This is a genomic window from Geobacillus sp. PK12 (genome assembly GCF_004123125.1).
Classification (GTDB): domain Bacteria; phylum Bacillota; class Bacilli; order Bacillales; family Anoxybacillaceae; genus Geobacillus; species Geobacillus zalihae.
This window is the reverse complement of record NZ_SDKL01000009.1, coordinates 1-22,973: the sequence shown is the minus strand read 5'-3', so window position 1 is coordinate 22,973 and position 22,973 is coordinate 1. Positions and strand designations below refer to the sequence as shown.

The window sequence follows — 22,973 nt, the reverse complement described above, 5'->3', positions numbered from 1 at the left end:
GGCGGCTTCTATTGCCCTCCGGCGTCTAGGTTTGAGTGGGTTGTCTATGCGAGGGGAGAAACTGGATGGGAAACGTATGGAAAGGGGCGGCGATCTTAACGGCCGCCGCTTTGGCCGCAAAACTATTAAGCGCTTTGTACCGTGTTCCGTATCAAAATATGGTCGGGGACATTGGTTTTTATATTTACCAACAAGTATACCCGATTTATGGCATCGTCGTCGCACTCTCGCTGACCGGCTACCCGGTTGCCGTCTCGAAGCTTGTCGCCGAGCGGTTGGCGGGACAGGATGAAGCGGGCGCTGCCGCTAGTGTGCGCGTCGCCTTGTTGGTGTTAAGCGTCCTTGGCGTCATCCTGTTTGCTTCGCTGTATCTAGGGGCGGGGGTGATTGCCTCGGCGATGGGCGATGGACGGCTTACGCCGCTCGTGCGCTTGCTTTCATTTTCGTTTTTGCTGTTTCCGCCCATCGCGTTGTTGCGTGGCTATTTCCAAGGGCGGCATGATATGACGCCGACGGCGGCGTCCCAAGTTGGCGAGCAATTCGTGCGGGTGGCGGCGATTTTAGGGCTGTCGTATGGAGCGGTGCAGCGCGGCGCCGACGTCTATGCTTGCGGCATGGCAGCGGTCGCAGGGACGCTAATAGGCATGGCGGCGGCGCTTTTCATTTTGCTTTTCTTCCTGTCCCGGCGTCGGCGCCTAAAAACGTCGGGCCGCACGCCGCCAGCTTGGGATCGACAGGTGGGCCGGCGTTTATTGACGGCGGGGACGGTCATTTGCTTGACGAATATGGCGTTGACGCTGATTCCACTCGTCGATTCATTTTTATTCGTTCCGCTTCTACAGGAAGCGGGGGCAAGGCTCGATGAGGTGCAGCGGCTAAAAGGAGTGTACGACCGCGGTCAGCCGCTCATTCAGCTCGGCACGGTCGTCGGCACGTCGTTTTCATTGGCGCTTGTTCCACTTCTTTCCGGAGCGCGCCGCCAAGGTGCCGTTTTCGCCTATGGAGCGCTGTCCATCCGGCTTGCCGTTGTCATTGGGCTTGGTGCTTCGTTAGGGCTCATTTGCCTCATTCGACCGATCAATGCGATGTTGTTCGAGAATGACTACGGTTCGTCGGTTCTCGCCGTCTTGTCCTCCTCTGTCTTTTTTACTACGATCGCGTTGACCGCCTCTGCATTATTGCAAGGAATGGGGAGGGAATGGACGGCCGCTGCCGGCGTGGCGTTGGCAGTGGCGGGGAAGGCCGCGCTTATGCATTGGCTTGCTCCGCGGTTTGGAGCGCTTGGCGCCGCCGCGGCGACGACGGGTGCTTATGCGCTCATGGCAGGCTTTTTATGCGCCTTTTTGCCGCGTGAATATCGGACGGCGGGCCGGAAATACATGTACCCAACCGTGAAAGCGGCCGCTATGATGGCCGTCGTCTTGCATGGGTATAGGTGGCTGATGGACAGCTCGAGCGAGGGGCGGCTATGGGCGGCTGCCGAGGCGCTTGGCGGCGTTGCCATCGGTGCTGTCGTTTACCTTGCGTGTATTGTGAAAGGACATGTTTTTTCTGAACAGGAGTTGGCAGCTTTCCCATTGGCTAATAAATTCCGTCTACGATTAGGAGGCAGGTGATCGGCGATGAATACGATTTATGTGTTCGGCCTCGGCGCCGGAGATGTAAAACAGCTGCCGATCGGTGTGTACCGAAAGCTAAAGCGGGCGCATCCGCTCTTTTTGCGGACGAAAGAACACCCGGTGGTCAAATGGCTTACGGAGGAAGGGATTGCGTTTACGTCATTTGATGAAGTGTATGAAAAACACGAGCAGTTTGCTGATGTGTACGCTGACATCGTCGATCAATTGACGGAACAGGCGAAGCGCGGCGATGTGTTTTACGCTGTTCCCGGCCATCCGCTTGTTGCCGAGCGGACGGTGCAGCTTCTTTTCGAAGCTGAGCGGCGCGGCGTCTGCCGAATCGTGATCGAAGGTGGTCAAAGCTTTTTGGATGCGCTGTTTACGGCGGTGCGCATCGATCCAATTGAAGGGTTTCAATTGCTTGATGCGACGACTTTTCGAGGAGAAGAATGGTCGCCTTCACTGCATGCTGTTTTTTGTCAAGTGTACGATTCGTTTGTGGCCTCGAACGTGAAGCTTTCTTTGATGGAGCAGCTTCCCGACGATTACCCGATCTACATTGTCACCGCGGCAGGCACGAAGGACGAGCAAGTAAAGCGCGTGCCGCTTTATGAGTTGGACCGCGAGACGGAGCTTGACAACTTGACAAGCGTCTACGTGCCGCCGGTGAAGGACGAGCCGTTGCTTTACCACCGGTTTGAGACGCTGCGCCGCGTCATCGCCACGCTGAGAGGGCCGAACGGCTGTCCATGGGATCGGAAGCAGACGCATGCGTCGCTGAAGCGCTATTTGCTTGAGGAGGCGTATGAGCTGCTCGAGGCGATTGACGAGGGTGACGATGATCATATGGTCGAGGAGCTCGGCGACGTATTGCTGCAAGTGATGCTCCATGCGCAAATCGGCGCCGACCGAGGGTTGTTTTCGATCGACGACGTCATCCGCACGCTGACGGCGAAAATGATCCGACGCCACCCGCATGTGTTTGGCGATGTCACGGCCGAGACGGCCGAACAAGTCGTTGCCAACTGGGAGAAGATCAAGGAGAAAGAAAAAGGAGGCGGGCTTTCGGAATCGATTCTTGCCGACATTCCGAAAAGTCTGCCGGGGACGATGCGGGCGTACGAGCTGCAGAAACGAGCGGCGAAAGTCGGGTTTGACTGGGATGATGCCGCGCCGATATGGCAAAAAGTCGAAGAAGAAATGGCCGAGTTTCGAGCCGAAACGTCCGGCGGCCGTCGCGATCGGCTTGTCGGCGAGTTTGGCGATCTATTGTTCGCGCTCATCAACCTTGCCCGTTATTACGGGATTCAACCAGAAGAAGCGTTGCAAATGGCCAACGACAAATTTGCCCGCCGTTTCGCTTATATCGAGGAACAAGTGCGAAAAAGCGGCCGATCGATCACCTCGTTTTCGCTTGCCGAACTCGATCGTTTTTGGGAAGAAGCCAAAGAAAACGAACGGTAAGGGGGATCATGCAATGCGCCTTGATAAATTTTTAAAAGTGTCCCGCCTCATCAAACGCCGCACGTTGGCGAAGGAAATCGCCGATCAAGGGAGAGTGTGGATCAACGGCCATGTCGCCAAAGCGAGCTCTGATGTGAAAGTCGGCGATGAATTGACGATTCAATTTGGGCAAAAGCGGGTAACGGTAAAAGTGACGGATCTAAAAGAAACAACGAAAAAAGAGGAGGCAACCGGGCTGTACGAATTGATCCGCGAAGAACGGACCACCCCGGCGCCGGAACAAGACGACGTCTAATTTGTCCTGCAGGCTTGTTCTAAACCATCCCCCGCTGACATACATATGGTACAAACAACGGATGAGAAAAGGCGGTTGGCCTTGCCGGCTTTCTATACTAAATGGAAATGCGGGGGATGAACATGAGTCGACACGATGAATTTGGCGGAAGCACGAACAAAGGTCCGGTCCAGGAACATGATGTGATCATGCGCGGCCGGCGCCTTCTTGACATCACCGGGGTGAAACAAGTCGAGAGCTTTGACAACGAGGAGTTTTTGCTTGAGACGGTCATGGGCTTTTTGGCCATCCGCGGGCAAAACTTGCAGATGAAAAACTTAGATGTCGACAAAGGCGTTGTTTCGATTAAAGGGCGCATTTTCGACCTCGTTTATTTAGATGACCATCAGGAGAAGGCTAAAGGATTCTTTAGCAAGTTGTTCAAATGAATGTCAGCATACAGCTGTACACCATGCTGGCGATGATTGGCATGGGCGGCTGGCTTGGCCTGGCGTGGGATACGTACAGCCGGATGTTGAAACGGCATGAGCGGGCGCACTGGCTCGTCTTTGTGAATGACGTGCTGTTTTGGGCGGTGCAGGCGCTCATCGTGTTTTATGTGCTTCTTTTCGTCAATGAAGGCGAGCTTCGCTTTTATTTGTTTCTCGCGCTTTTATGCGGATATGCCGCTTATCAAAGCTTGCTCCGCTCCTTTTATGTTCGGGTGCTCGAGTGGTTCATTGGGCTTGCGGTAAGACTCGGACAGACGCTCGTTCAGCTGTTCCGCCTCATGGTCATGCGCCCGCTCATCCTCCTTGGGCAAATGGCGCTGGCACTTCTATTGTTCGCTTGGCGGCTTTTGTTGTGGATCGTTCGGTTTGTGCTGCTGGCTGTTTGGAAGATGATCCGCCTTTTGCTTGCTCCGCTGCGTTGGACGGGCATCATGATTTGGCGGCGGGTGCCGCCGCAAAGACGAGCCGGGGTGGAAAAATTTTTTCGACGTTTAAAAGGATTTGCTGGACAAATCAAGAATACAAAAGAGAAAATAAGCATGTGGTTTGCGAAATGGCGCGAGTAAAAGAGGTGTAAACGCGATGAACGTGCCCCGGAGAACGAATGTGACGAAGCTGTCGTCGACGTACATAGCTGAGCATGAGGAGAAAAAGCAGAAGGCGGCGAGAAGACGGCGGGCTGTCGCTGTCCGTTTGGTTGTCTGGTCGTTGTTGTTTGCGATGTTCGCCTCCGCTCTTGTCTACACCTTGCACTCGCAAGCGAAGGCGATCGATGCAAAAACGGCGGAACAGCAAAAGCTGAAAGAGCAGCTTGCGGAGCTTAAACGGAAGGAAAAGCAACTGAAAGAGGAAATGAAAAAGTTGCATGATGATGACTATATCGCCGAGCTGGCGCGGAAAAAATATTACTTATCGAAAGATGGAGAAATTATTTTCGTCTTGCCGGAAAAATAATTTTGCCTGCGAATGCCCGTTTTCTATGGGCATTCGTCATATTGACACGCATTTTTTTCATTCGCTATAATAAAAAAAACACCATCTTTAAAGCGTTTTAAGGAGGAGCACTTTTTTTATGTCGATTGAAGTAGGCAGCAAGTTACAAGGCAAGGTCACGGGCATTACGAAATTTGGGGCGTTTGTGGAGCTGCCGGAGGGGGTCACAGGACTCGTTCACATTAGCGAGGTAGCCGATAACTATGTCAAAGACATCAACGATCATCTGAAAGTCGGCGATATGGTGTATGTCAAAGTCATCAACGTCGGTCAAGATGGAAAAATTGGCCTGTCCATTCGCAAAGCAAAAGACACGCCTTCTTCGCAGCGGCCGCGCCATCGGACAAACGACCGCTCCGCGGCGGACAGCTTAGAACAAAAAATCAGCCGATTCTTAAAAGAGAGTGAAGACCGATTGGCATCGTTGCGCCGTCATACGGAGTCGAAGCGGGGAGGTCGTGGAGCGAGACGAGGGTAACTTGCTGCTGAAAGATTGTTTGAAGGATGACAAATTAGGAAACAAGCATCCGTCGCTATGGATGCTTTTTTGTTTCTGTATGGAATAAGAGGATATATTTCCCCTCTGCATTTTCCGCCTATATGTATTGACAATCGTCATCTCCTCCGTTATGATATAAACTGTTGTCACACGGCGGTGTAGCTCAGCTGGCTAGAGCGTACGGTTCATACCCGTGAGGTCGGGGGTTCGATCCCCTCCACCGCCACCAACAATCAAACATGGCCCGTTGGTCAAGTGGTTAAGACACCGCCCTTTCACGGCGGTAACACGGGTTCGAATCCCGTACGGGTCATCGCAAACGAGCATGCGCCATCAAGCGACATGCTCGTTTTTCTTTTTTGTCTCTTTCTGTCGGAACAAGCCTGTTGACCGCGTTTTGCCGTGGAAAACGTCGAACGATTTTTTATTTTTCTCTGTGGTTTTGACAAATTTCTGACAATTCAAGCTATATAATAGGGGGTAATAGAAAGGTAAAGGAGAGGATCGGGAATGGAAAGAGTAGAAAGAGGGACGGTGCGCCGCAGCATTTCGGAAGTGCCGATTCATGACACGCAAGCAACGGTGTCGCGCTGGATGCGCCATGTGAAGCTGCGCCTTGGTCATCTGTTCATCCATCAAGGCTTTTTGCTTCTTCTTGTCGGCTTTTTGCTTGGACGAGCGTTGATTTTATCGAAGCTGACCCCGTTCGCTTTGCCATTTTTCGTTTCGGTCTATATGCTGCGCCGCGACAAGGCCGCTTTTGCGTTGATCTCGCTGTTGGCCGGTGCTTTGACGCTGTCGCTTGATGTGGCGCTGTTTGTCGGCATTTCCATTTTTGGTTTTCTCTTTATTTACGGATGGGTGCGGAGGGTGATCAGTGAGTCACTGAAAATCGTTCCATTTGTTGTGTTTGTGCTGTCTCTTTCCGCCAAATGGCTGATCTCCTATTATTGGCTCGGAGAGCGATCGGTCTACGGCGCCGCCATGGCGGTCGTCGAAGCCGGGCTGTCGCTTGTATTGACCTTGATTTTTATGCAAAGCATCCCGTTGTTGACAGTGCAGAAGCATAAACATGCGTTGCGAGCGGAAGAGATCATTTCGTTGATCATTTTGCTCGCCTCGATGTTGACCGGGATGATCGGTTGGGCTGTGTACGGTTTGTCGCTTGAGCATGTGATGTCGCGCTACCTCGTTTTGTTGTTCGCGTTTGTCGCCGGGGCGGCGACCGGCTCCACCGTCGGCGTTGTCACCGGGCTTGTACTGAGCTTGGCAAATGTCGGCAACTTGTCGGAAATGAGTTTGCTTGCTTTCGCCGGGCTGCTTGGCGGGTTGCTGAGGGAAGGGAAAAAACTTGGGGTGGCGTTCGGCCTCCTCGTCGCGACGTTGTTGCTTGGTTTATACGGCGAAGGGAAGAGTGAGCTTGTGCCGACGTTGCTTGAATCCGGCATCGCAATTATGCTGTTTTTTGGTACATCCCGTTCACTGACGGAGAAAATCGCCAAATACATTCCCGGCACGGCAGAATATATCAATGAGCAACAACAATACGTCCGGAAAATCCGCGATATGACGGTGCAACGCGTCTCGCAGTTTTCCAACGTCTTTCAGGCGCTGGCGGAAAGCTTTTCGCCCGAACCGCTTCCGGATGCCAATGAATACAGCGACCGTGAAGTCGACTATTTTTTGAGCGACATCACGGAAAAAACGTGCCAAACGTGCTTTAAGAAGACGCAATGCTGGGCGGACAACTTTCGTACAACCTATGCGTACATGAAGCAAATGATGGGCGAGGCGGACGAAAAAACATTGTCGCAAAACCATCAGTTGCTGCGCGAGTGGGAGCGGTATTGCGTCAAGGCCGGCAAAGTCGTCGACGCGATTGAAAAAGAGATGGTTGCTTATCAAGCAAACCGCAAGCTCAAACGGCAAATCCACGAAAGCCGGAAGCTTGTCGCTGAACAGCTGTTGGGCGTTTCGCAAGTGATGGACGATTTCGCCAAAGAAATGCAGAAAGAACAGGAAAACCATTATTTGCAGGAAGAACAAATTTACCATGCGCTGCAAGAGTTTGGCATCGAAGTGGGCCATGTCGACATTTACAGTTTGGAAAAAGGAAATATCGATATTGAAATGAGCATTCCTTACTGCGAAGGGCGGGGTGAGTGCGAAAAACTGATCGCGCCGATGCTGTCAGATATTTTAGGAGAGACGATCGTCGTCAAGCGCGAAGAGTGCGCCGCCTACCCGAACGGCTACTGCCGCGTCGCCTTCGGCTCGACGAAAGCGTTCGTCGTCGAAACGGGCGTCGCGTTTGCCGCCAAAGGAGGGGGGTTCATTTCTGGCGACAGTTATGCAACGATTGAACTTGCTACCGGCAAGTACGCCGTTGCCATCAGCGATGGCATGGGCAATGGGGAGCGGGCGCATGACGAAAGCCGCGAGACGCTGCGCCTGTTGCAAAAGATTTTGCAGACGGGAATGGACGAGTCGATTGCCATCAAATCGATCAATTCGATTTTGGCATTGCGGACGACAGAAGACATGTATGCGACGCTCGATTTGGCCATCATCGACTTGCAAAACGCGGCGACGAAGTTTTTGAAAATCGGATCGACGCCAAGCTTTATTAAGCGCGGTGACAAGGTGATGAAAGTGGAAGCGAGCAACTTGCCGATGGGCATCATTAAAGAAGTGGAATTTGACGTTGTCACCGAGCAGCTGAAATCGGGCGACTTGCTCATTATGATGAGCGATGGTGTGTTTGAAGGGCCGATGAACGTCGAAAACCATGATGTTTGGATGAAGCGGAAAATTCAAGAATTAAAGACGAACGACCCGCAGGAAGTCGCCGATTTGATCATGGAAGAAGTGATTCGCCAATGCGGCGGCGAGATTGAAGACGATATGACCGTCGTTGTCGCCAAAGTTCGGCACAATACGCCGAAATGGGCGACGATTCCGGCATACATGTATATGAAAAAGGCGCAATAGCTAGCGTATAAAAACGTTCCCCTGCGGCGATGATGGTAATACATTCGCCAAGGAGGGGAACGAACGTGCGAAAGGGAACGTTGCGGCAAATTTTGCTCATTACCGATGGCTGCTCCAACCATGGTGAGGACCCAGCCGCCATGGCGGCGCTAGCCCGTGAGCAAGGCATTACGGTGAACGTGATCGGCATCTTGGATCAAGGTGCGATGGATGAAAACGGACGGCGGGAAATTGAAGCGATCGCCGCGGCTGGCGGCGGGATGAGCCAAGTCGTGTACGCGAAACAGCTGTCGCAAACCGTGCAAATGGTGACGCGCCAAGCGATGACTCAGACGTTGCAAGGGCTCGTCAATCGCGAGTTGAAACAAATCTTTGGTTCTGACGTTTCGCTTGAGGACTTGCCGCCGGACAAGCGCGGCCAAGTGATGGAAGTCGTCGATGAACTCGGGGAAACGGTTGCCCTTGATGTGCTCATTTTGATCGATACGAGCGGGAGCATGAAAACAAAACTGCCGACCGTCAAAGAGGCGCTCATCGATTTATCGCTCAGCTTAAATGCGCGCATGGGCGAAAACCGCTTTTCGGTGTTCATCTTCCCGGGAAAACGGGCGCACGCCGAAAAAATGATCGACTGGACGCCAAGGATTGAAGAGTTGTCCACCATCTTTCCGAAATTGGCGTCGGGCGGGCTGACGCCGACCGGACCGGCGCTGCGTGAGGCAATCGCCTATTTTGAGCGTAAACGGTCGTTAAGGAGCTGGATCGGCGATGGCGATGAGCCATACATCGAAGAATCGTCTTTGTAATTTGCCGCCTGGTACGGTCATCACTGGGAAATGGCATGGCCGTTCCTACCGGCTGCTGCGGCGGCTTGGCAGCGGGGCGAACGGCGTCGTCTATTTGGCGGAGAACGGCCGGACTCGCGTCGCCGTCAAGTTGAGCGATGACTATGCGTCATTGGCATCGGAAATGAATATATTGCGCCGTTTTGCTAAGGTCCAGGGAGCCGCCCTCGGGCCTTCTTTGCTGGAAGCCGATGACTGGCAAAGCCCGTTTGCGCGGGAGACGATCCCGTTTTATGTGATGGAGTATATTGAAGGGGAGAATTTCGCTGCTTTCATCCGCCGCCGTGGAAAAGAATGGGCGCCCGTGCTCATGATGCAGCTGTTGTCGGTGCTTGATCGGCTTCATCAAGAAGGATGGGTATTTGGGGATTTAAAGCCGGATAATTTGATCGTTACCGGGTCGCCGCCGTCGGTTCGGTTGCTTGATGTGGGCGGGACGACGCTGCAAGGAAGGGCGGTAAAAGAGTTTACTGAGCTGTATGACCGCGGCTATTGGGGGCTTGGATCGCGCAAAGCGGAGCCATCTTACGACTTGTTTGCGGCGGCGATGGTGATGATTTCTTCTTGCTGCCCGGGGCCGATTGAGAAAAAGGGTGACGGTCGGGCGCAGCTGTTGTCCATCATCGAAACGGACCGCTTTTTAACCCGATACAAGGAGGTGCTGCAAAAGGCGCTTGACGGCCGATATCGAAAGGCGGCCGATATGCGTCGCGACTTATTGGCCGCCTCTTCCCGCCATACATCGGCGGAAAACGAAAGAAAGGCAGTGCCAAGCCGTCGGTCGGGGCGGCAGGTGAAACGGCGCCGCCAAGCGAGAGGGATTGTCGAAACGGTGGTCATCGCCGCCGCATTGCTGGGCGCCTATGCCTTTTATATATATTGGCAGCTGGCGATGTAATTGTTTTGAGAAAACAGGGCGGACGTGTTACGATGAAGCTGAACGAAACGCAAAGAGGTTGGCTCGGATGATCGACAAAGTGCGCGCCTTTATCCACAGGCATCAACTGCTTTCAGAAGGAGCGGCCGTCATCGTTGGCGTCTCCGGAGGCCCGGATTCGCTTGCGTTGCTGCACGTTTTTTTGTCGCTGCGCGACGAATGGAAGCTTCAGGTCATAGCGGCCCATGTTGACCATATGTTTCGTGGGCGGGAGTCAGAAGAAGAGATGGAGTTTGTGAAACGTTTTTGCGTGGAGCGCCGTATTTTATGTGAGACTGCGCAAATCGACGTCCCGGCCTTTCAGCGCAGCGCAGGTCTCGGCGCCCAAGAGGCGGCGCGGATCTGCCGCTACCGCTTTTTTGCCGAACTAATGGAAAAGCATCAAGCGGGGTACGTCGCCGTAGGCCATCATGGCGACGATCAAGTCGAGACGATTTTAATGCGGCTTGTGCGCGGCAGCACAAGCAAAGGATACGCTGGTATCCCCGTCAAACGGCCGTTTCACGGCGGCTATCTCATCCGTCCGTTTTTGGCTGTCAGCCGGGCGGAGATTGAAGCGTATTGCCGGCAGATGGAGCTGTCTCCACGCCGCGATCCGAGCAATGAAAAAGACGATTATACGCGCAACCGGTTCCGCCATCATATTGTCCCGTTGCTGCGGCAGGAAAATCCGCGCCTGCACGAGCGGTTTCAGCAATACAGCGAAATGATGGCGGAAGATGAGCAATTTTTGGAGGAATTAGCCGCGGACGCGCTGAATAAAGTAATGGAAAAACAACATCGCGATGCGGCGCTTTCCATCGGACCATTTTTGGCGCTGCCGCGACCGCTGCAGCGCCGGGTGCTGCAGCTGTTGCTTCTCCGTCTTTATGACGGCGTTCCGCCGACATTGACTTCCGTACATATCGGCCATATACTGATGCTTTGTGAGCGCGGCCGCCCTTCCGGAATGATCGATTTGCCAAAAGGGCTCAAAGTGATTCGCTCGTACGACCGCTGTTTGTTTACGTTTGACGCAGAAAGCGGCGAGAAAGGCTATTGGTTTGAACTGCCGGTTCCGGCGCTATTGCCCCTCCCAAACGGCTATGCAATCATCAGTGAATTTGGGGAACACTATCCAAGAAAGCAGGCCGGGAATGATTGGTTCGTCGTGGATCCTGCTTCCGTCTCCTTGCCGCTTCGCGTGCGGACGCGTCGGCGCGGCGACCGGATGGTGCTCAAGGGGACGGGAGGCACAAAAAAATTGAAAGAAATTTTCATTGAAGCAAAAATTCCGCGGATGGAAAGGGATCGCTGGCCGATTGTCGAAGATGCCGACGGTCGCATCCTTTGGGTGCCTGGCTTGAAAAAATCGGCTTTCGAAGCGCAAAACCTTGGGCAAGCTCGCTATATTTTGCTGCAATATCAGGCGATGAACAGCTAGGAGGAAAAAAGATGGGGATGAAAGACGATATTCAAAAAGTGTTGATCACGGAAGAGGAAATTCAGGCAAAAGTCAAAGAACTCGGCGGTTTGTTAACGAAAGAATATGAAGGCCGTTTTCCGCTCGCTGTCGGCGTTCTCAAAGGGGCGATGCCGTTTATGGCCGACTTGCTCAAACATATTGATACATATTTAGAAATGGATTTTATGGACGTATCAAGCTATGGCAATGCGACCGTTTCATCCGGCGAAGTGAAAATCGTCAAAGACTTGAACACATCCGTCGAAGGACGGGATATTTTGATCATTGAGGATATTATTGACAGCGGGCTGACGCTCAGCTATTTGGTCGACTTGTTTCGCTACCGGAAGGCGAATTCGATCAAAATCGTCACGCTTCTTGACAAGCCGTCTGGACGGAAGGCGGACATTCAAGCCGATTACACCGGATTTACCGTCCCCGATGAATTCGTCGTCGGCTATGGGCTCGATTACGCGGAAAAATACCGCAACCTCCCGTTTATCGGCGTCTTAAAGCCGGAAGTGTACCAAAAGTAGAACGGTTGCTGGGCGACGGCCGAATTGTTTGTATTGAAACAAATTTCTATGATAGTATTGAGTATAGTGTGTTTCATATGGGAGGAGGCAAGAAATGAACCGGATTTTCCGCAATACCATCTTTTATTTGCTGATTTTCCTCGTCGTGATCGGCGTCGTCAGCTTTTTTAACGGCACGAACCAGCGAACGGAGCCGATGACGTACGATGCGTTCATCACTCATCTGGAAAACGGGGATGTCAAGTCGTTTTCCATTAAGCCGGAGCGCGGCGTATATGAAATCAAAGGCCAGTTGAAAACATATAGCGAAGGGCAGTACTTTTCCACCTACGTCATGAACAGTGACAAAGTGCTTGACCGCATCGATGCGGCGGCGGCGCGGACGCGGGTGGAAGTCGTGCCAGCGGACGAAACGAGCGGATGGGTGACGTTTTTCACTTCCATCATCCCATTTGTGATTATTTTTATTTTGTTCTTCTTCATTTTGAACCAGGCACAGGGCGGCGGCAGCCGGGTGATGAATTTCGGCAAAAGCCGGGCGCGGCTGTATACGGATGACAAGCGGAAAGTCCGCTTCCGCGATGTGGCTGGGGCAGATGAGGAAAAGGAAGAGTTGGTGGAAATCGTCGAGTTTTTAAAAGATCCGCGCAAGTTTGCGGAACTTGGCGCCCGCATTCCGAAAGGGGTATTGCTCGTTGGGCCGCCCGGAACCGGGAAAACGCTGTTGGCGCGCGCGGTTGCCGGAGAAGCGGGCGTGCCGTTTTTCTCGATCAGCGGGTCGGATTTCGTGGAAATGTTCGTCGGGGTCGGGGCATCGCGGGTGCGCGACTTGTTTGAAACGGCGAAAAAAAATGCCCCGTGCATCATCTTCATTGATGAGATCGACGCCGTCGGCCGCCAGCGCGGCGCCGGCCTTGGCGGCGGCCATGACGAGCGTGAGCAGACGCTCAACCAACTGCTTGTCGAAATGGACGGCTTTAACGGCAACGAAGGGATCATTATTATCGCGGCCACCAACCGGCCGGACATTTTAGACCCGGCGCTGTTGCGCCCGGGGCGCTTCGACCGGCAGATTACCGTCGACCGCCCGGACGTCAAAGGGCGCGAAGCGGTGCTGCGCGTGCATGCCCGCAACAAGCCGCTCGATGAATCGGTTGACTTGAAGACGATCGCGATGCGGACGCCTGGATTTTCCGGCGCCGACTTGGAAAACTTGCTGAATGAGGCGGCGCTCGTTGCAGCGCGCCGCAACAAAAAGAAAATTGATATGAGCGACATCGACGAGGCGACGGACCGGGTGATTGCCGGACCGGCGAAAAAAAGCCGCGTCATTTCGGAAAAAGAACGGCGCATCGTCGCGTTTCACGAAGCTGGGCATACGGTCATCGGCATGGTGCTCGCCGATGCGGAAATGGTGCATAAAGTGACGATTGTGCCGCGCGGCCAAGCCGGAGGCTATGCGGTCATGCTGCCGAAAGAAGACCGCTACTTTATGACGAAAGCCGAACTGATGGATAAAATCACCGGACTGCTCGGCGGGCGCGTTGCCGAGGAAATCGTGTTCAATGAAGTGAGTACAGGGGCCCATAACGATTTTCAGCGGGCGACAAACATCGCGCGCCGGATGGTGACGGAGTTTGGCATGAGCGAAAAGCTTGGTCCGCTTCAATTCGGCCAACCGAGCGGGCAAGTGTTTTTAGGACGTGACTTACACAACGAGCAAAACTACAGCGACAAAATCGCCTATGAAATTGACTTAGAGATTCAGCGCATCATTAAAGAGTGCTATGAAAAAGCGAAACAAATTTTGACCCAACATCGGGACAAATTGGATTTGATCGCCAACACGCTGTTAGAAGTCGAGACGCTCGATGCGGAGCAAATTAAACATTTGTTCGAACATGGCACGCTGCCCAAAGACCGGAACGGGCGCGAGGAGTCCGGCAAAAGCGACGGCGATGTGAAAATCAACATCCAAAAGAAAGAGGAGTAATCGATGTCTCTGTTCGGAGGCATCTTTTTTTTGCCGGCGGCCCAGGGAAAGAAGGACAGTTTTTTTCCCGTAAGTATGATATGATAAAGAATGGGAATTTATCGAGGAAAAGCGAGGAATGAAGCGATGATTTTTGTATTGGACGTCGGCAATACAAACACGGTGTTAGGGGTGTATGACGGGGACGAACTGAAACATCATTGGCGCATTGAAACAAGCCGCTCGAAAACGGAAGACGAATACGGCATGATGATCAAAGCGCTCTTGAACCATGTCGGCTTGCAGTTTTCCGACATTCGAGGCATCATCATTTCCTCGGTCGTGCCGCCGATTATGTTTGCTCTTGAACGCATGTGTCTAAAATATTTCCATATCAAACCGCTCATCGTCGGTCCGGGCATTAAAACCGGGCTCGACATCAAATATGACAATCCGCGTGAGGTGGGCGCCGACCGGATTGTCAACGCGGTCGCCGGCATCCATTTGTACGGCAGTCCGCTGATTATCGTCGATTTTGGCACGGCGACGACGTATTGTTATATTAATGAACATAAACAATATATGGGAGGGGCCATTGCCCCGGGAATTATGATCTCGACAGAGGCTCTGTTTGCGCGGGCGGCGAAATTGCCGCGCATTGAAATCGCCCGCCCGGATGATATCATCGGCAAAAATACGGTCAGCGCCATGCAAGCCGGTATTTTATACGGTTATGTCGGACAAGTGGAAGGCATCGTGTCGCGAATGAAGGCGAAAAGCAAAATCCCGCCGAAGGTGATTGCTACTGGCGGTTTGGCTCCGCTCATTGCCAGCGAATCGGACATCATCGATGTCGTTGATCCGTTTTTGACGCTGACTGGCTTAAAATTGTTGTACGAGAAAAACACCGAGAAAAAAGGATGAAAGGCTTGATGAAGATGGGAGACTACTTAGTCAAAGCACTCGCTTACAATGGACAAGTGAGAGCGTATGCCGCAAGAACGACGGAAACGGTCGCCGAGGCGCAACGCCGCCACCAAACATGGCCGACCGCCTCAGCGGCCCTTGGTCGAGCGTTGACCGCTGGTGTTATGATGGGAGCGATGCTGAAAGGCGAGGAAACGTTGACGATTAAAATTGACGGCGGCGGCCCGATCGGCGTCATTTTGGTCGACAGCAACGCCAGAGGGGAAGTGCGTGGCTATGTAACGAATCCGCATGTGCATTTTGAGCTGAACGAGCACGGGAAACTTGATGTGGCACGGGCGGTCGGAAAAAATGGGATGTTGACGGTTGTGAAGGATCTTGGGCTGCGCGACTTTTTCACCGGACAAGTGCCGCTTATCTCCGGGGAGCTTGGCGATGATTTTACGTATTATTTTGCTTCGTCCGAACAAATTCCGTCATCGGTTGGCGTCGGGGTGCTCGTCAATCCCGACCATACCATCCGAGCCGCCGGAGGATTTATGATCCAGTTGATGCCCGGGACGGAGGAGAACACGATCACTCGCATTGAAGAGCGGCTGAAACAAATTCCGCCCGTGTCGCGCATGATCGAAAGAGGGCTCAGCCCGGAACAGCTGCTCGAACAACTGTTGGGAGATGGAGGCGTCCGTGTGCTCGAGACGATGCCGGTGTCATTCGTCTGCCGCTGTTCGCGCGAGCGGATCGCTGATGCCCTTATCAGCCTAGGGCCCGAGGAAATCCAAGACATCATCGACAAAGAAGGGCAGGCGGAAGCTTCGTGCCATTTTTGCAATGAAACGTACCATTTCGACAAAGCGGAGCTGGAACAGTTGAAACAACTCGCAAAAAAAGAATGAAAACAGTAAAATGATTGACAATTACGCCAATAGTTGATACATTGGAGACAAAGTCGATAAAATTAATGGGGATTAGAGGTGGAACAATGGCACGCACAGTCAACTCGATAACCGAATTGATCGGCGATACGCCGGCCGTGAAACTGAACCGCATCGTTGATGAAGACAGCGCGGATGTGTATTTGAAACTGGAATTTATGAACCCGGGCAGCAGCGTCAAAGACCGGATTGCGTTGGCGATGATTGAAGCGGCGGAAAAAGCGGGCAAGCTGAAGCCGGGCGACACGATCGTTGAGCCGACAAGCGGCAACACTGGGATCGGATTGGCGATGGTCGCGGCGGCGAAAGGATATAAGGCTGTATTGGTCATGCCGGATACGATGAGCTTGGAGCGCCGCAACCTGCTGCGGGCGTATGGAGCCGAGCTTGTGCTCACACCGGGTGCACAAGGGATGCGCGGAGCAATCGCAAAGGCGGAAGAGCTCGTCCGCGAGCACGGCTACTTTATGCCGCAGCAATTTAAAAACGAGGCGAACCCGGAAATCCATCGCTTGACGACCGGGAAAGAGATCGTGGAGCAAATGGGCGACCAGCTTGATGCGTTTGTTGCCGGCGTTGGCACGGGCGGAACGATCACCGGAGCAGGCAAAGTGTTGCGCGAAGCTTACCCAAACATTAAAATTTACGCCGTTGAACCGGCCGATTCCCCAGTCTTGTCGGGAGGAAAACCGGGCCCGCACAAAATCCAAGGGATCGGCGCTGGCTTTGTTCCAGATATTTTGGATACGAGCATTTACGATGGGGTTATTACGGTAACGACGGAAGAAGCGTTTGCGGCGGCCCGCCGCGCGGCTCGCGAGGAAGGCATTCTCGGCGGCATTTCGTCCGGCGCTGCGATTCATGCGGCATTGAAAGTGGCGAAAGAGCTCGGCAAAGGGAAAAAAGTGCTCGCCATCATCCCGAGCAACGGCGAACGTTATTTGAGCACGCCTCTTTACCAATTTGAAGACTAAGCAGACTTTTTCGGCAGGGGCAACCCTGTCGAATTTTTTTTACGAGGATGGTGACCCAGACGGACAATCATTGTACAATAAAAGTAACTATGGACATCGTAAGGAGCTGACGAGGATGGAACAGCGGCGCAGGCGACTGAAACGAACTATCGATTATCGCGGACGGGATTGGTTCCGCCAGTACGAACAGCTGGCCTATAGCCGGCCTCATCATGTGTTGCTTGAGAGCGGCCAAGGGGGAAGGTACAGCATGATCGGCCTTGACCCGATCGGAGTGATCCGCGCTGACGAGCGGCGGCTCATCATCAAGCAGCGCGGGGTTGAAACGGTGCTGGATGGCTCGCCGCTCGAAGGGCTCCGGCAATGGCTTCGGTGTTTCGCCGTGCCGGATGAGGGGGAGTCGTTGCCTTGCCAAGGCGGGCTGATCGGTTTCATTAGCTATGATGCGGTTCGCTATCTGGAACGGCTCCCGGTGCTCGCGCAAGATGATTTGCGGCTGCCGCTCATGTATTTTTTCCTCTTTGACGACGTAGCGATTTATGATCACCAAACTGAACAGCTTCATTTGCTTGCCTACGCGAATGAAGGGGAGGAAAGCGAAGCAAACCGGCGGCTTGCGCGGCAAGCACGGATGTGGCTCGAGGATCGGAATGAAGCGCTGGTCTGGCCGCTTGCTGCCTCGACAGCTGCGCCGTCTGTTTCCATGACAAAAGAGAGGTTTATGGATGCGGTTCGCCGCGTGCAACGCTATATTGCGGCGGGCGATGTGTTTCAAGTCAACTTATCGGTGCGTCAGTCGCAGCCGCTGGTGACGCATCCATTTGCCGTCTACAAGCAGTTGCGGATGCTGAACCCGTCCCCTTACATGGCGTATTTGCATACCCCGGAATTTCAAGTCGTCAGCGGCTCGCCGGAGTTGCTCGTCCGCAAGCGGGGATGGCGTCTTGAGACGCGGCCGATTGCCGGCACACGTTCGCGCGGTCGGACGGCGGCAGAGGATGAACAAATTGCTCGCAAGTTGCTTGCGAGTGAAAAGGAGCGGGCCGAGCACGCCATGCTCGTTGATCTTGAACGGAATGACCTTGGGCGCGTCTGTGCATACGGGACGGTTCGAGTTGACGAATGGATGACCGTCGAAAAGTATTCTCATGTGATGCATATCGTTTCTCACGTATCCGGCACCATGACGACGGAGCACGATGCGTTTTCCGTCATTCGCGCCATGTTTCCCGGCGGGACGATCACCGGCGCTCCGAAAGTGCGAACAATGGAGATTATTGAAGAGTTGGAACCGGTCCGCCGCGGCTTGTACACGGGCTCGATCGGTTGGATCGATTTTCAAGGAAACATGGAGCTAAACATCGCCATTCGAACGATGGTCGTCAAAGACGGATTGGCGCATGTACAGGCAGGAGCGGGCATCGTCATCGATTCCAACCCAGAGCATGAGTACAAGGAATGTGTAAAGAAAGCGGCTGCCCTTTGGAAAGCGAAAGAGCTGAGCGAAGCAGAGGCATTATTTCCGAGCATGAGGTGAGAATGATGATCGTCATGATTGATAACTACGATTCATTTACGTACAATTTGGTGCAATATTTGGGCGTGTTGGGAGAAGAGCTGATTGTCAAACGGAATGATGAAATTACGGTGGCTGAAATCGAACGACTCCGCCCTGATTTTATTATGATTTCCCCCGGTCCATGCACACCGAATGAGGCAGGGGTCAGCCTGGAAGTCATCGATCGCTTTGCCGGCCAAATTCCGATTTTCGGCGTCTGCCTCGGACATCAAGCCATCGCCCAGGCGTTCGGCGGCCGCGTTGTCCGCGCTCCAAGGCTGATGCACGGGAAAACATCGTCCGTCTACCATGATGGGGAGACGATTTTCCGCGGCGTGCCGAACCCGTTTACGGCAACGCGCTACCATTCCCTTATCGTCGAGAAAGAGACGCTTCCGGACTGTTTCGTCGTGTCGGCTTGGACGGAAGAGGGTGAAGTGATGGCGATTCGCCATAAAACGCTGCCGGTGGAAGGCGTGCAGTTTCACCCGGAATCGATTATGACAAGCCATGGGATGCAGCTGTTGAAAAACTTTATCAACACGTATAAAAAGGCGTGACAGTCATGTACGTGTATATCAACGGCGCGGTCGTTCCGCGCGAAGAAGCGCAGTTATCAGCGTTTGATCACGGCTTTTTATATGGGCTCGGCTTATTTGAAACATTCCGCACGTATAGCGGCCACCCTTTTTTGCTTGACGATCATTTGGCCCGATTGAACAAAGGGCTGTCTGAGCTTCACATCGAAAGGCAGTTCGGCCGCGCCGAAGTGGTGGCGATCATCGAGCAGTTGCTCGAGGCCAATGGCTTGCGCGACGCTTATGTGCGCTTCAATGTATCGGCCGGGGTCGGCGATCTCGGCTTGCCGATCGAACGTTACCGAAACCCGACCGTCATCGTCTATATGAAGCCGCTTCCGCCGTCCGTCCCTCCGGAAGGAAAAGAAGGGGTGGTGCTCGCGGCAAGGCGAAACAGCCCGGAAGGCAATGAGCGACTAAAGTCGCACCATTATTTAAACAATATGATTGGGAAATGGGAGCTCGGACATCGACCTCATGCGGAAGGAATTTTTTTGAATTCAGATGGTGCGGTAGCGGAGGGGATCGTTTCCAATATTTTTTGGGTGAAAGACGGCATCGTCTACACGCCAGCGCCGGCTGTCGGCATATTAAACGGCATCACAAGACAATTCATCATTGCTTTGCTCAAGCAGTTGCGCATCCCAGTTGAAGAAGGGGTATATCCGCTGTCCCATTTGTTGCAGGCTGATGAAGCATTTATCACCAACTCTGTGCAGGAAATTGTACCCCTTTGCCGCATTGGCCATTGCGTTTACCAAGGAAAAAATGGTCCGGTGGTCCGGGCCTTGCAGCACCATTACCGACGCTTGACCCATCGGCTATGGACGAGGAACGAATTGGCAGAAAGGATGAACGACTGATGACAACATCGATGCGCCCTCTTCGGCTTCAATGCCGCGGGCATGAGCTTGACTTAAACAAAAAAACGTTGATCATGGGCATTGTCAACGTCACGCCCGATTCGTTTTCCGACGGCGGCCGGTTTTACGACGTGGAAAACGCGGTCAAGCACGCGAAGCGGCTCGTGGCGGAAGGAGCAGACATCATTGACATCGGCGGTGAATCAACTCGTCCGGGGGCGGATCCAGTGCCGCTTGATGAAGAATTGCGCCGCGTCATTCCGGCGGTAAAAGCGATTGCTAAGGCGGTGAGTGTGCCGATCTCAATTGACACGTACAAAGCGGAAGTGGCGCGGCAAGCCATGGAGGCTGGGGCGCACATCATCAACGACGTTTGGGGAGCCAAGGCGGACCCTGATATGGCCGGTGTTGCCGCCACGTACGGCGCGCCGATCATTTTAATGCACAACCGCCGCGATATGGCCTATCGCGATTTGATTTCCGACATGATCGCCGATTTGAAAGAAAGCATTCGCATTGTCAAAGAGGCGGGTGTGAAAGATGAGAACATTATTTTAGATCCAGGGATCGGCTTCGCCAAGACGGTCGAGCATAACTTGGAGGTGATGCGGCGCCTTGATGAATTTGCCGCTCTCGGCTATCCGCTTTTGCTTGGCACGTCGCGCAAACGATTTATCGGCCATGTGCTCGGCGTGCCTGTCGAGGAGCGGGTCGAAGGAACAGGAGCGACCGTTTGTCTCGGCATCATGAAAGGGGTGCACATCGTCCGAGTCCATGATGTATTGCCGATTGCCCGCATGGCCAAAATGATGGATGCTATGCTTGGGAAGGGAGAGAGCGGTCATCGATAAAATTTATGTGCAAGGCATGGAGTTTTACGGCTACCACGGGGTGTTTCGCGAAGAAAACATCCTTGGCCAGCGATTTTTGGTCGATGTGACGTTGGAGCTCGACTTGCAGCCCGCCGGGCGGAGCGATTGTCTTGAGTATACCGTCAACTACGCCGATGTGTACGAGCGCTGCCGGGCGATCGTTGAGGAGCGGACGTTCGCCTTGATCGAGGCGGTCGCTGAAGCGATCGCCGCCGACTTGCTCGCTGCCTTTCCTGTTGTCGAGCGCTGCATTGTCAAAGTGACGAAGCCGAATCCGCCGATTCGCGGCCATTATCAACATGTCGCAGTCGAAATTGATAGGGGTCGTTAAATGGAAAACATCGCATATCTCGCTTTAGGCTCCAACCTCGGAGATCGTGTTTCCTATTTGCGTTCTGCCATTGAAGCGCTCCATCATCATCAGGAAATTTTGATCACATCGAGCTCATCGATTTATGAAACCGATCCGGTCGGCTATGTCAACCAAGGCAAGTTTTTAAACATGGTGATCGAGGTGGCGACGACGTTGTCGCCGTTTGCCTTGCTTGACGTGACCCAGCAAATCGAACGACGTCTTGGAAGAAAAAGGGAAATTCGCTGGGGACCACGGACGTTAGACCTTGACATTTTGCTGTATAATCATGAAAATATTGAAACAGAGCAGCTGACGATCCCGCATCCGCGCATGGCGGAGCGGGCGTTCGTGCTCATCCCGTTGTTTGAAGTCAACTCCCACGTGGCAATACCGAACCTTTCCGAGCCGTTAATCGACATCATTGGCCGACTACCTGACAAAAAAGGAGTTCATGTATGGAAGCGGAAAGATGGGGAAGACGTATTCGCGCTTTTCGAAAGTTGAAAGGATATACGCAAGAAAGACTGGCGAAAGAACTAGGCATTTCCGTATCGATCCTTGGTGAAATTGAACGGGGGAACCGGATGCCGTCCGATTCGCTCGTTGGACAAATCGCCGAACGGCTGAATATATCGGTGGAAGAACTGGCGCCGCCGAAACTCGAATCGAACAAGTAGAAAGGAGGCATCTGCGATGTTTCGCATTGGCGATGTCGAAATTAAAAACCGCGTCGTGCTCGCTCCGATGGCAGGCGTATGCAACTCCGCGTTCCGCCTGACCGTCAAAGAATTCGGCGCCGGGCTTGTATGCGCCGAGATGGTAAGCGACAAAGGAATCGTATACAACAACGAAAAGACGTTAAACATGTTATATATTGATGAACGGGAAAAGCCGATCAGCTTGCAAATTTTCGGCGGCGAGAAAGAAACGCTCGTCAAAGCGGCGAAATTTGTCGATAAAAATACGAATGCAGATATCATCGACATCAACATGGGTTGCCCAGTGCCGAAAATTACGAATTGCGACGCTGGAGCGAAATGGCTGCTTGACCCGAATAAAATTTATGATGTCGTTGCCGCGATCGTCGATGCCGTTGAAAAACCGGTCACGGTGAAAATGCGGATCGGTTGGGATGAAAAGCACATTTACGCCGTCGAAAACGCTCAAGCCGTTGAGCGCGCCGGCGGGAAGGCCGTCGCCGTCCACGGACGGACAAGGGTGCAAATGTATGAAGGAAAAGCGGACTGGAACATCATCAAGCAAGTGAAAGAAGCCGTCAACATCCCGGTTATCGGCAACGGAGATGTCAAAACGCCTCAAGATGCAAAGCGGATGCTTGAAGAAACAGGGGTCGACGGCGTCATGATCGGACGGGCGGCGCTTGGAAACCCTTGGATGATCTATCGCACTGTCCGTTATTTAGAAACTGGAGAGCTCATCCCGGAACCGACGCCGAGGGAAAAAATCGATGTCTGCCTGCTGCATTTAGACCGATTAATTGCCTTAAAAGGCGAGTATATCGCCGTCAAAGAAATGCGTAAACACGCTGCTTGGTATTTAAAAGGCATTCGCGGCGCAGCGAAAATCCGGAACGCCATCAATGAATGTGAAACGCGGGACGAACTGGCCGCACTGTTGCTTCGCGTGGCGGAGGAAGCGGAAGTCCAAGCAGCGGCGAACGCCGAAGCCGTTTAACGGATTTCCGAAAGAAGTCTCCCACCTCAAGGAACGCGAAGGGTGTAACCCAGTGAGTAGGTGGGAGATGAATGTCGGTTGGCGTTAGCCAACGAATAGGATAGAATATGGCTAGAACGGACACCTTCGG

At 53.3% G+C, this 22,973-nt stretch carries 24 protein-coding genes and 2 tRNA genes; all 26 read left to right on the top strand.

The genetic code is table 11. The features are described 5' to 3' along the window. The first annotated feature begins 65 nt into the window (after positions 1 to 65). The 26 genes from ETR37_RS05140 to dusB all read left to right on the top strand — a co-directional run bounded on the left by ETR37_RS05140 (position 66) and on the right by dusB (position 22,843). Positions 66 to 1,616 (top strand): putative polysaccharide biosynthesis protein, encoded by a 1,551-nt coding sequence (locus ETR37_RS05140; RefSeq protein WP_015373705.1) that lies wholly within the window; start codon positions 66 to 68, stop codon positions 1,614 to 1,616. Between the two features lie 6 nt (positions 1,617 to 1,622). Further along, a complete protein-coding gene (gene yabN / locus ETR37_RS05135; protein WP_011229566.1) occupies positions 1,623 to 3,083 on the top strand; it encodes a bifunctional methyltransferase/pyrophosphohydrolase YabN in 1,461 nt (486 codons plus the stop codon). Positions 3,084 to 3,096: 13 nt separating this feature from the next. Further along, complete coding sequence (locus tag ETR37_RS05130) at positions 3,097 to 3,378, top strand: RNA-binding S4 domain-containing protein (RefSeq protein WP_012820451.1); 282 nt, start codon at positions 3,097 to 3,099, stop codon at positions 3,376 to 3,378. A 122-nt stretch (positions 3,379 to 3,500) separates the two neighbouring features. Then, complete coding sequence (yabP, locus tag ETR37_RS05125; RefSeq protein WP_012820452.1) at positions 3,501 to 3,806, top strand: sporulation protein YabP; 306 nt, start codon at positions 3,501 to 3,503, stop codon at positions 3,804 to 3,806. Then, positions 3,803 to 4,435, top strand: a complete 633-nt coding sequence (gene yabQ, locus ETR37_RS05120) for a spore cortex biosynthesis protein YabQ (RefSeq protein ID WP_012820453.1) — start codon at positions 3,803 to 3,805, stop codon at positions 4,433 to 4,435. The genes yabP and yabQ overlap by 4 nt, the downstream gene beginning before the upstream one ends. 16 nt (positions 4,436 to 4,451) lie before the next feature. Further along, positions 4,452 to 4,823: an FtsB family cell division protein gene (locus ETR37_RS05115; RefSeq protein WP_012820454.1), complete on the top strand. Its 372-nt coding sequence runs from the start codon at positions 4,452 to 4,454 to the stop codon at positions 4,821 to 4,823. Positions 4,824 to 4,941: 118 nt separating this feature from the next. Continuing rightward, positions 4,942 to 5,340 (top strand): S1 domain-containing RNA-binding protein, encoded by a 399-nt coding sequence (locus ETR37_RS05110; protein ID WP_011229571.1) that lies wholly within the window; start codon positions 4,942 to 4,944, stop codon positions 5,338 to 5,340. 173 nt (positions 5,341 to 5,513) lie between these two features. Beyond that, positions 5,514 to 5,590: transfer RNA gene (locus tag ETR37_RS05105), tRNA-Met, on the top strand. 12 nt (positions 5,591 to 5,602) lie between these two features. Continuing rightward, positions 5,603 to 5,674, top strand: a tRNA-Glu gene (locus ETR37_RS05100). Between the two features lie 197 nt (positions 5,675 to 5,871). After that, positions 5,872 to 8,352: a stage II sporulation protein E gene (gene spoIIE / locus ETR37_RS05095; protein ID WP_012820456.1), complete on the top strand. Its 2,481-nt coding sequence runs from the start codon at positions 5,872 to 5,874 to the stop codon at positions 8,350 to 8,352. A 29-nt stretch (positions 8,353 to 8,381) separates the two neighbouring features. Then, positions 8,382 to 9,158, top strand: coding sequence for a vWA domain-containing protein (locus ETR37_RS05090; RefSeq protein WP_020754013.1), 777 nt, complete (start codon positions 8,382 to 8,384; stop codon positions 9,156 to 9,158). Next, a complete protein-coding gene (locus tag ETR37_RS05085) occupies positions 9,121 to 10,095 on the top strand; it encodes a serine/threonine protein kinase (RefSeq protein WP_015373707.1) in 975 nt (324 codons plus the stop codon). The genes ETR37_RS05090 and ETR37_RS05085 overlap by 38 nt, the downstream gene beginning before the upstream one ends. A gap of 67 nt (positions 10,096 to 10,162) precedes the next feature. After that, entirely contained in the window at positions 10,163 to 11,557 is a 1,395-nt protein-coding gene (gene tilS / locus ETR37_RS05080; protein WP_015373708.1) for a tRNA lysidine(34) synthetase TilS, read from the top strand. An 11-nt stretch (positions 11,558 to 11,568) separates the two neighbouring features. Further along, positions 11,569 to 12,114 (top strand): hypoxanthine phosphoribosyltransferase, encoded by a 546-nt coding sequence (gene hpt / locus ETR37_RS05075; protein WP_012820458.1) that lies wholly within the window; start codon positions 11,569 to 11,571, stop codon positions 12,112 to 12,114. A gap of 94 nt (positions 12,115 to 12,208) precedes the next feature. Beyond that, positions 12,209 to 14,107, top strand: a complete 1,899-nt coding sequence (gene ftsH / locus ETR37_RS05070; protein ID WP_015373709.1) for an ATP-dependent zinc metalloprotease FtsH — start codon at positions 12,209 to 12,211, stop codon at positions 14,105 to 14,107. A 126-nt stretch (positions 14,108 to 14,233) separates the two neighbouring features. Beyond that, positions 14,234 to 15,010, top strand: coding sequence for a type III pantothenate kinase (locus tag ETR37_RS05065; protein ID WP_011229578.1), 777 nt, complete (start codon positions 14,234 to 14,236; stop codon positions 15,008 to 15,010). An 8-nt stretch (positions 15,011 to 15,018) separates the two neighbouring features. Continuing rightward, on the top strand, positions 15,019 to 15,909 hold the full coding sequence (gene hslO / locus ETR37_RS05060) for an Hsp33 family molecular chaperone HslO (protein ID WP_015373710.1): 891 nt from the start codon (positions 15,019 to 15,021) through the stop codon (positions 15,907 to 15,909). Between the two features lie 86 nt (positions 15,910 to 15,995). Next, a complete protein-coding gene (gene cysK, locus ETR37_RS05055) occupies positions 15,996 to 16,922 on the top strand; it encodes a cysteine synthase A (protein ID WP_011229580.1) in 927 nt (308 codons plus the stop codon). 115 nt (positions 16,923 to 17,037) lie between these two features. Next, entirely contained in the window at positions 17,038 to 18,459 is a 1,422-nt protein-coding gene (gene pabB, locus ETR37_RS05050; protein ID WP_129447004.1) for an aminodeoxychorismate synthase component I, read from the top strand. A gap of 5 nt (positions 18,460 to 18,464) precedes the next feature. Next, positions 18,465 to 19,040, top strand: a complete 576-nt coding sequence (pabA, locus tag ETR37_RS05045; protein ID WP_015373712.1) for an aminodeoxychorismate/anthranilate synthase component II — start codon at positions 18,465 to 18,467, stop codon at positions 19,038 to 19,040. A gap of 5 nt (positions 19,041 to 19,045) precedes the next feature. After that, complete coding sequence (gene pabC, locus ETR37_RS05040; RefSeq protein WP_015373713.1) at positions 19,046 to 19,921, top strand: aminodeoxychorismate lyase; 876 nt, start codon at positions 19,046 to 19,048, stop codon at positions 19,919 to 19,921. Beyond that, the gene (gene folP / locus ETR37_RS05035) at positions 19,921 to 20,772 is read left to right on the top strand and encodes a dihydropteroate synthase (RefSeq protein ID WP_015373714.1); all 852 of its coding nucleotides are present in this window, start codon (positions 19,921 to 19,923) and stop codon (positions 20,770 to 20,772) included. The genes pabC and folP overlap by 1 nt, the downstream gene beginning before the upstream one ends. Next, positions 20,744 to 21,124, top strand: a complete 381-nt coding sequence (folB, locus tag ETR37_RS05030) for a dihydroneopterin aldolase (protein ID WP_013143971.1) — start codon at positions 20,744 to 20,746, stop codon at positions 21,122 to 21,124. The genes folP and folB overlap by 29 nt, the downstream gene beginning before the upstream one ends. Continuing rightward, a complete protein-coding gene (gene folK, locus ETR37_RS05025) occupies positions 21,125 to 21,652 on the top strand; it encodes a 2-amino-4-hydroxy-6-hydroxymethyldihydropteridine diphosphokinase (protein ID WP_015373716.1) in 528 nt (175 codons plus the stop codon). Next, the gene (locus ETR37_RS05020) at positions 21,604 to 21,825 is read left to right on the top strand and encodes a helix-turn-helix domain-containing protein (RefSeq protein WP_011229587.1); all 222 of its coding nucleotides are present in this window, start codon (positions 21,604 to 21,606) and stop codon (positions 21,823 to 21,825) included. Before folK ends, ETR37_RS05020 begins: the two co-directional genes overlap by 49 nt. Positions 21,826 to 21,841: 16 nt before the next feature. Then, entirely contained in the window at positions 21,842 to 22,843 is a 1,002-nt protein-coding gene (dusB, locus tag ETR37_RS05015) for a tRNA dihydrouridine synthase DusB (RefSeq protein ID WP_011229588.1), read from the top strand. Positions 22,844 to 22,973 lie beyond the last annotated feature (130 nt).

What these genes read in the sequence shown, in the direction of transcription:
- ETR37_RS05140 (WP_015373705.1), top strand. Translation starts at nt 66, where the DNA reads ATGGGAAACGTATGGAAAGGGGCGGCGATCTTAACGGCCGCCGCTTTG.
- yabN (WP_011229566.1), top strand. Translation starts at nt 1,623, where the DNA reads ATGAATACGATTTATGTGTTCGGCCTCGGCGCCGGAGATGTAAAACAG.
- ETR37_RS05130 (WP_012820451.1), top strand. Translation starts at nt 3,097, where the DNA reads ATGCGCCTTGATAAATTTTTAAAAGTGTCCCGCCTCATCAAACGCCGC.
- yabP (WP_012820452.1), top strand. Translation starts at nt 3,501, where the DNA reads ATGAGTCGACACGATGAATTTGGCGGAAGCACGAACAAAGGTCCGGTC.
- yabQ (WP_012820453.1), top strand. Translation starts at nt 3,803, where the DNA reads ATGAATGTCAGCATACAGCTGTACACCATGCTGGCGATGATTGGCATG.
- ETR37_RS05115 (WP_012820454.1), top strand. Translation starts at nt 4,452, where the DNA reads ATGAACGTGCCCCGGAGAACGAATGTGACGAAGCTGTCGTCGACGTAC.
- ETR37_RS05110 (WP_011229571.1), top strand. Translation starts at nt 4,942, where the DNA reads ATGTCGATTGAAGTAGGCAGCAAGTTACAAGGCAAGGTCACGGGCATT.
- spoIIE (WP_012820456.1), top strand. Translation starts at nt 5,872, where the DNA reads ATGGAAAGAGTAGAAAGAGGGACGGTGCGCCGCAGCATTTCGGAAGTG.
- ETR37_RS05090 (WP_020754013.1), top strand. Translation starts at nt 8,382, where the DNA reads ATGATGGTAATACATTCGCCAAGGAGGGGAACGAACGTGCGAAAGGGA.
- ETR37_RS05085 (WP_015373707.1), top strand. Translation starts at nt 9,121, where the DNA reads ATGGCGATGAGCCATACATCGAAGAATCGTCTTTGTAATTTGCCGCCT.
- tilS (WP_015373708.1), top strand. Translation starts at nt 10,163, where the DNA reads ATGATCGACAAAGTGCGCGCCTTTATCCACAGGCATCAACTGCTTTCA.
- hpt (WP_012820458.1), top strand. Translation starts at nt 11,569, where the DNA reads ATGGGGATGAAAGACGATATTCAAAAAGTGTTGATCACGGAAGAGGAA.
- ftsH (WP_015373709.1), top strand. Translation starts at nt 12,209, where the DNA reads ATGAACCGGATTTTCCGCAATACCATCTTTTATTTGCTGATTTTCCTC.
- ETR37_RS05065 (WP_011229578.1), top strand. Translation starts at nt 14,234, where the DNA reads ATGATTTTTGTATTGGACGTCGGCAATACAAACACGGTGTTAGGGGTG.
- hslO (WP_015373710.1), top strand. Translation starts at nt 15,019, where the DNA reads ATGAAGATGGGAGACTACTTAGTCAAAGCACTCGCTTACAATGGACAA.
- cysK (WP_011229580.1), top strand. Translation starts at nt 15,996, where the DNA reads ATGGCACGCACAGTCAACTCGATAACCGAATTGATCGGCGATACGCCG.
- pabB (WP_129447004.1), top strand. Translation starts at nt 17,038, where the DNA reads ATGGAACAGCGGCGCAGGCGACTGAAACGAACTATCGATTATCGCGGA.
- pabA (WP_015373712.1), top strand. Translation starts at nt 18,465, where the DNA reads ATGATCGTCATGATTGATAACTACGATTCATTTACGTACAATTTGGTG.
- pabC (WP_015373713.1), top strand. Translation starts at nt 19,046, where the DNA reads ATGTACGTGTATATCAACGGCGCGGTCGTTCCGCGCGAAGAAGCGCAG.
- folP (WP_015373714.1), top strand. Translation starts at nt 19,921, where the DNA reads ATGACAACATCGATGCGCCCTCTTCGGCTTCAATGCCGCGGGCATGAG.
- folK (WP_015373716.1), top strand. Translation starts at nt 21,125, where the DNA reads ATGGAAAACATCGCATATCTCGCTTTAGGCTCCAACCTCGGAGATCGT.
- ETR37_RS05020 (WP_011229587.1), top strand. Translation starts at nt 21,604, where the DNA reads ATGGAAGCGGAAAGATGGGGAAGACGTATTCGCGCTTTTCGAAAGTTG.
- dusB (WP_011229588.1), top strand. Translation starts at nt 21,842, where the DNA reads ATGTTTCGCATTGGCGATGTCGAAATTAAAAACCGCGTCGTGCTCGCT.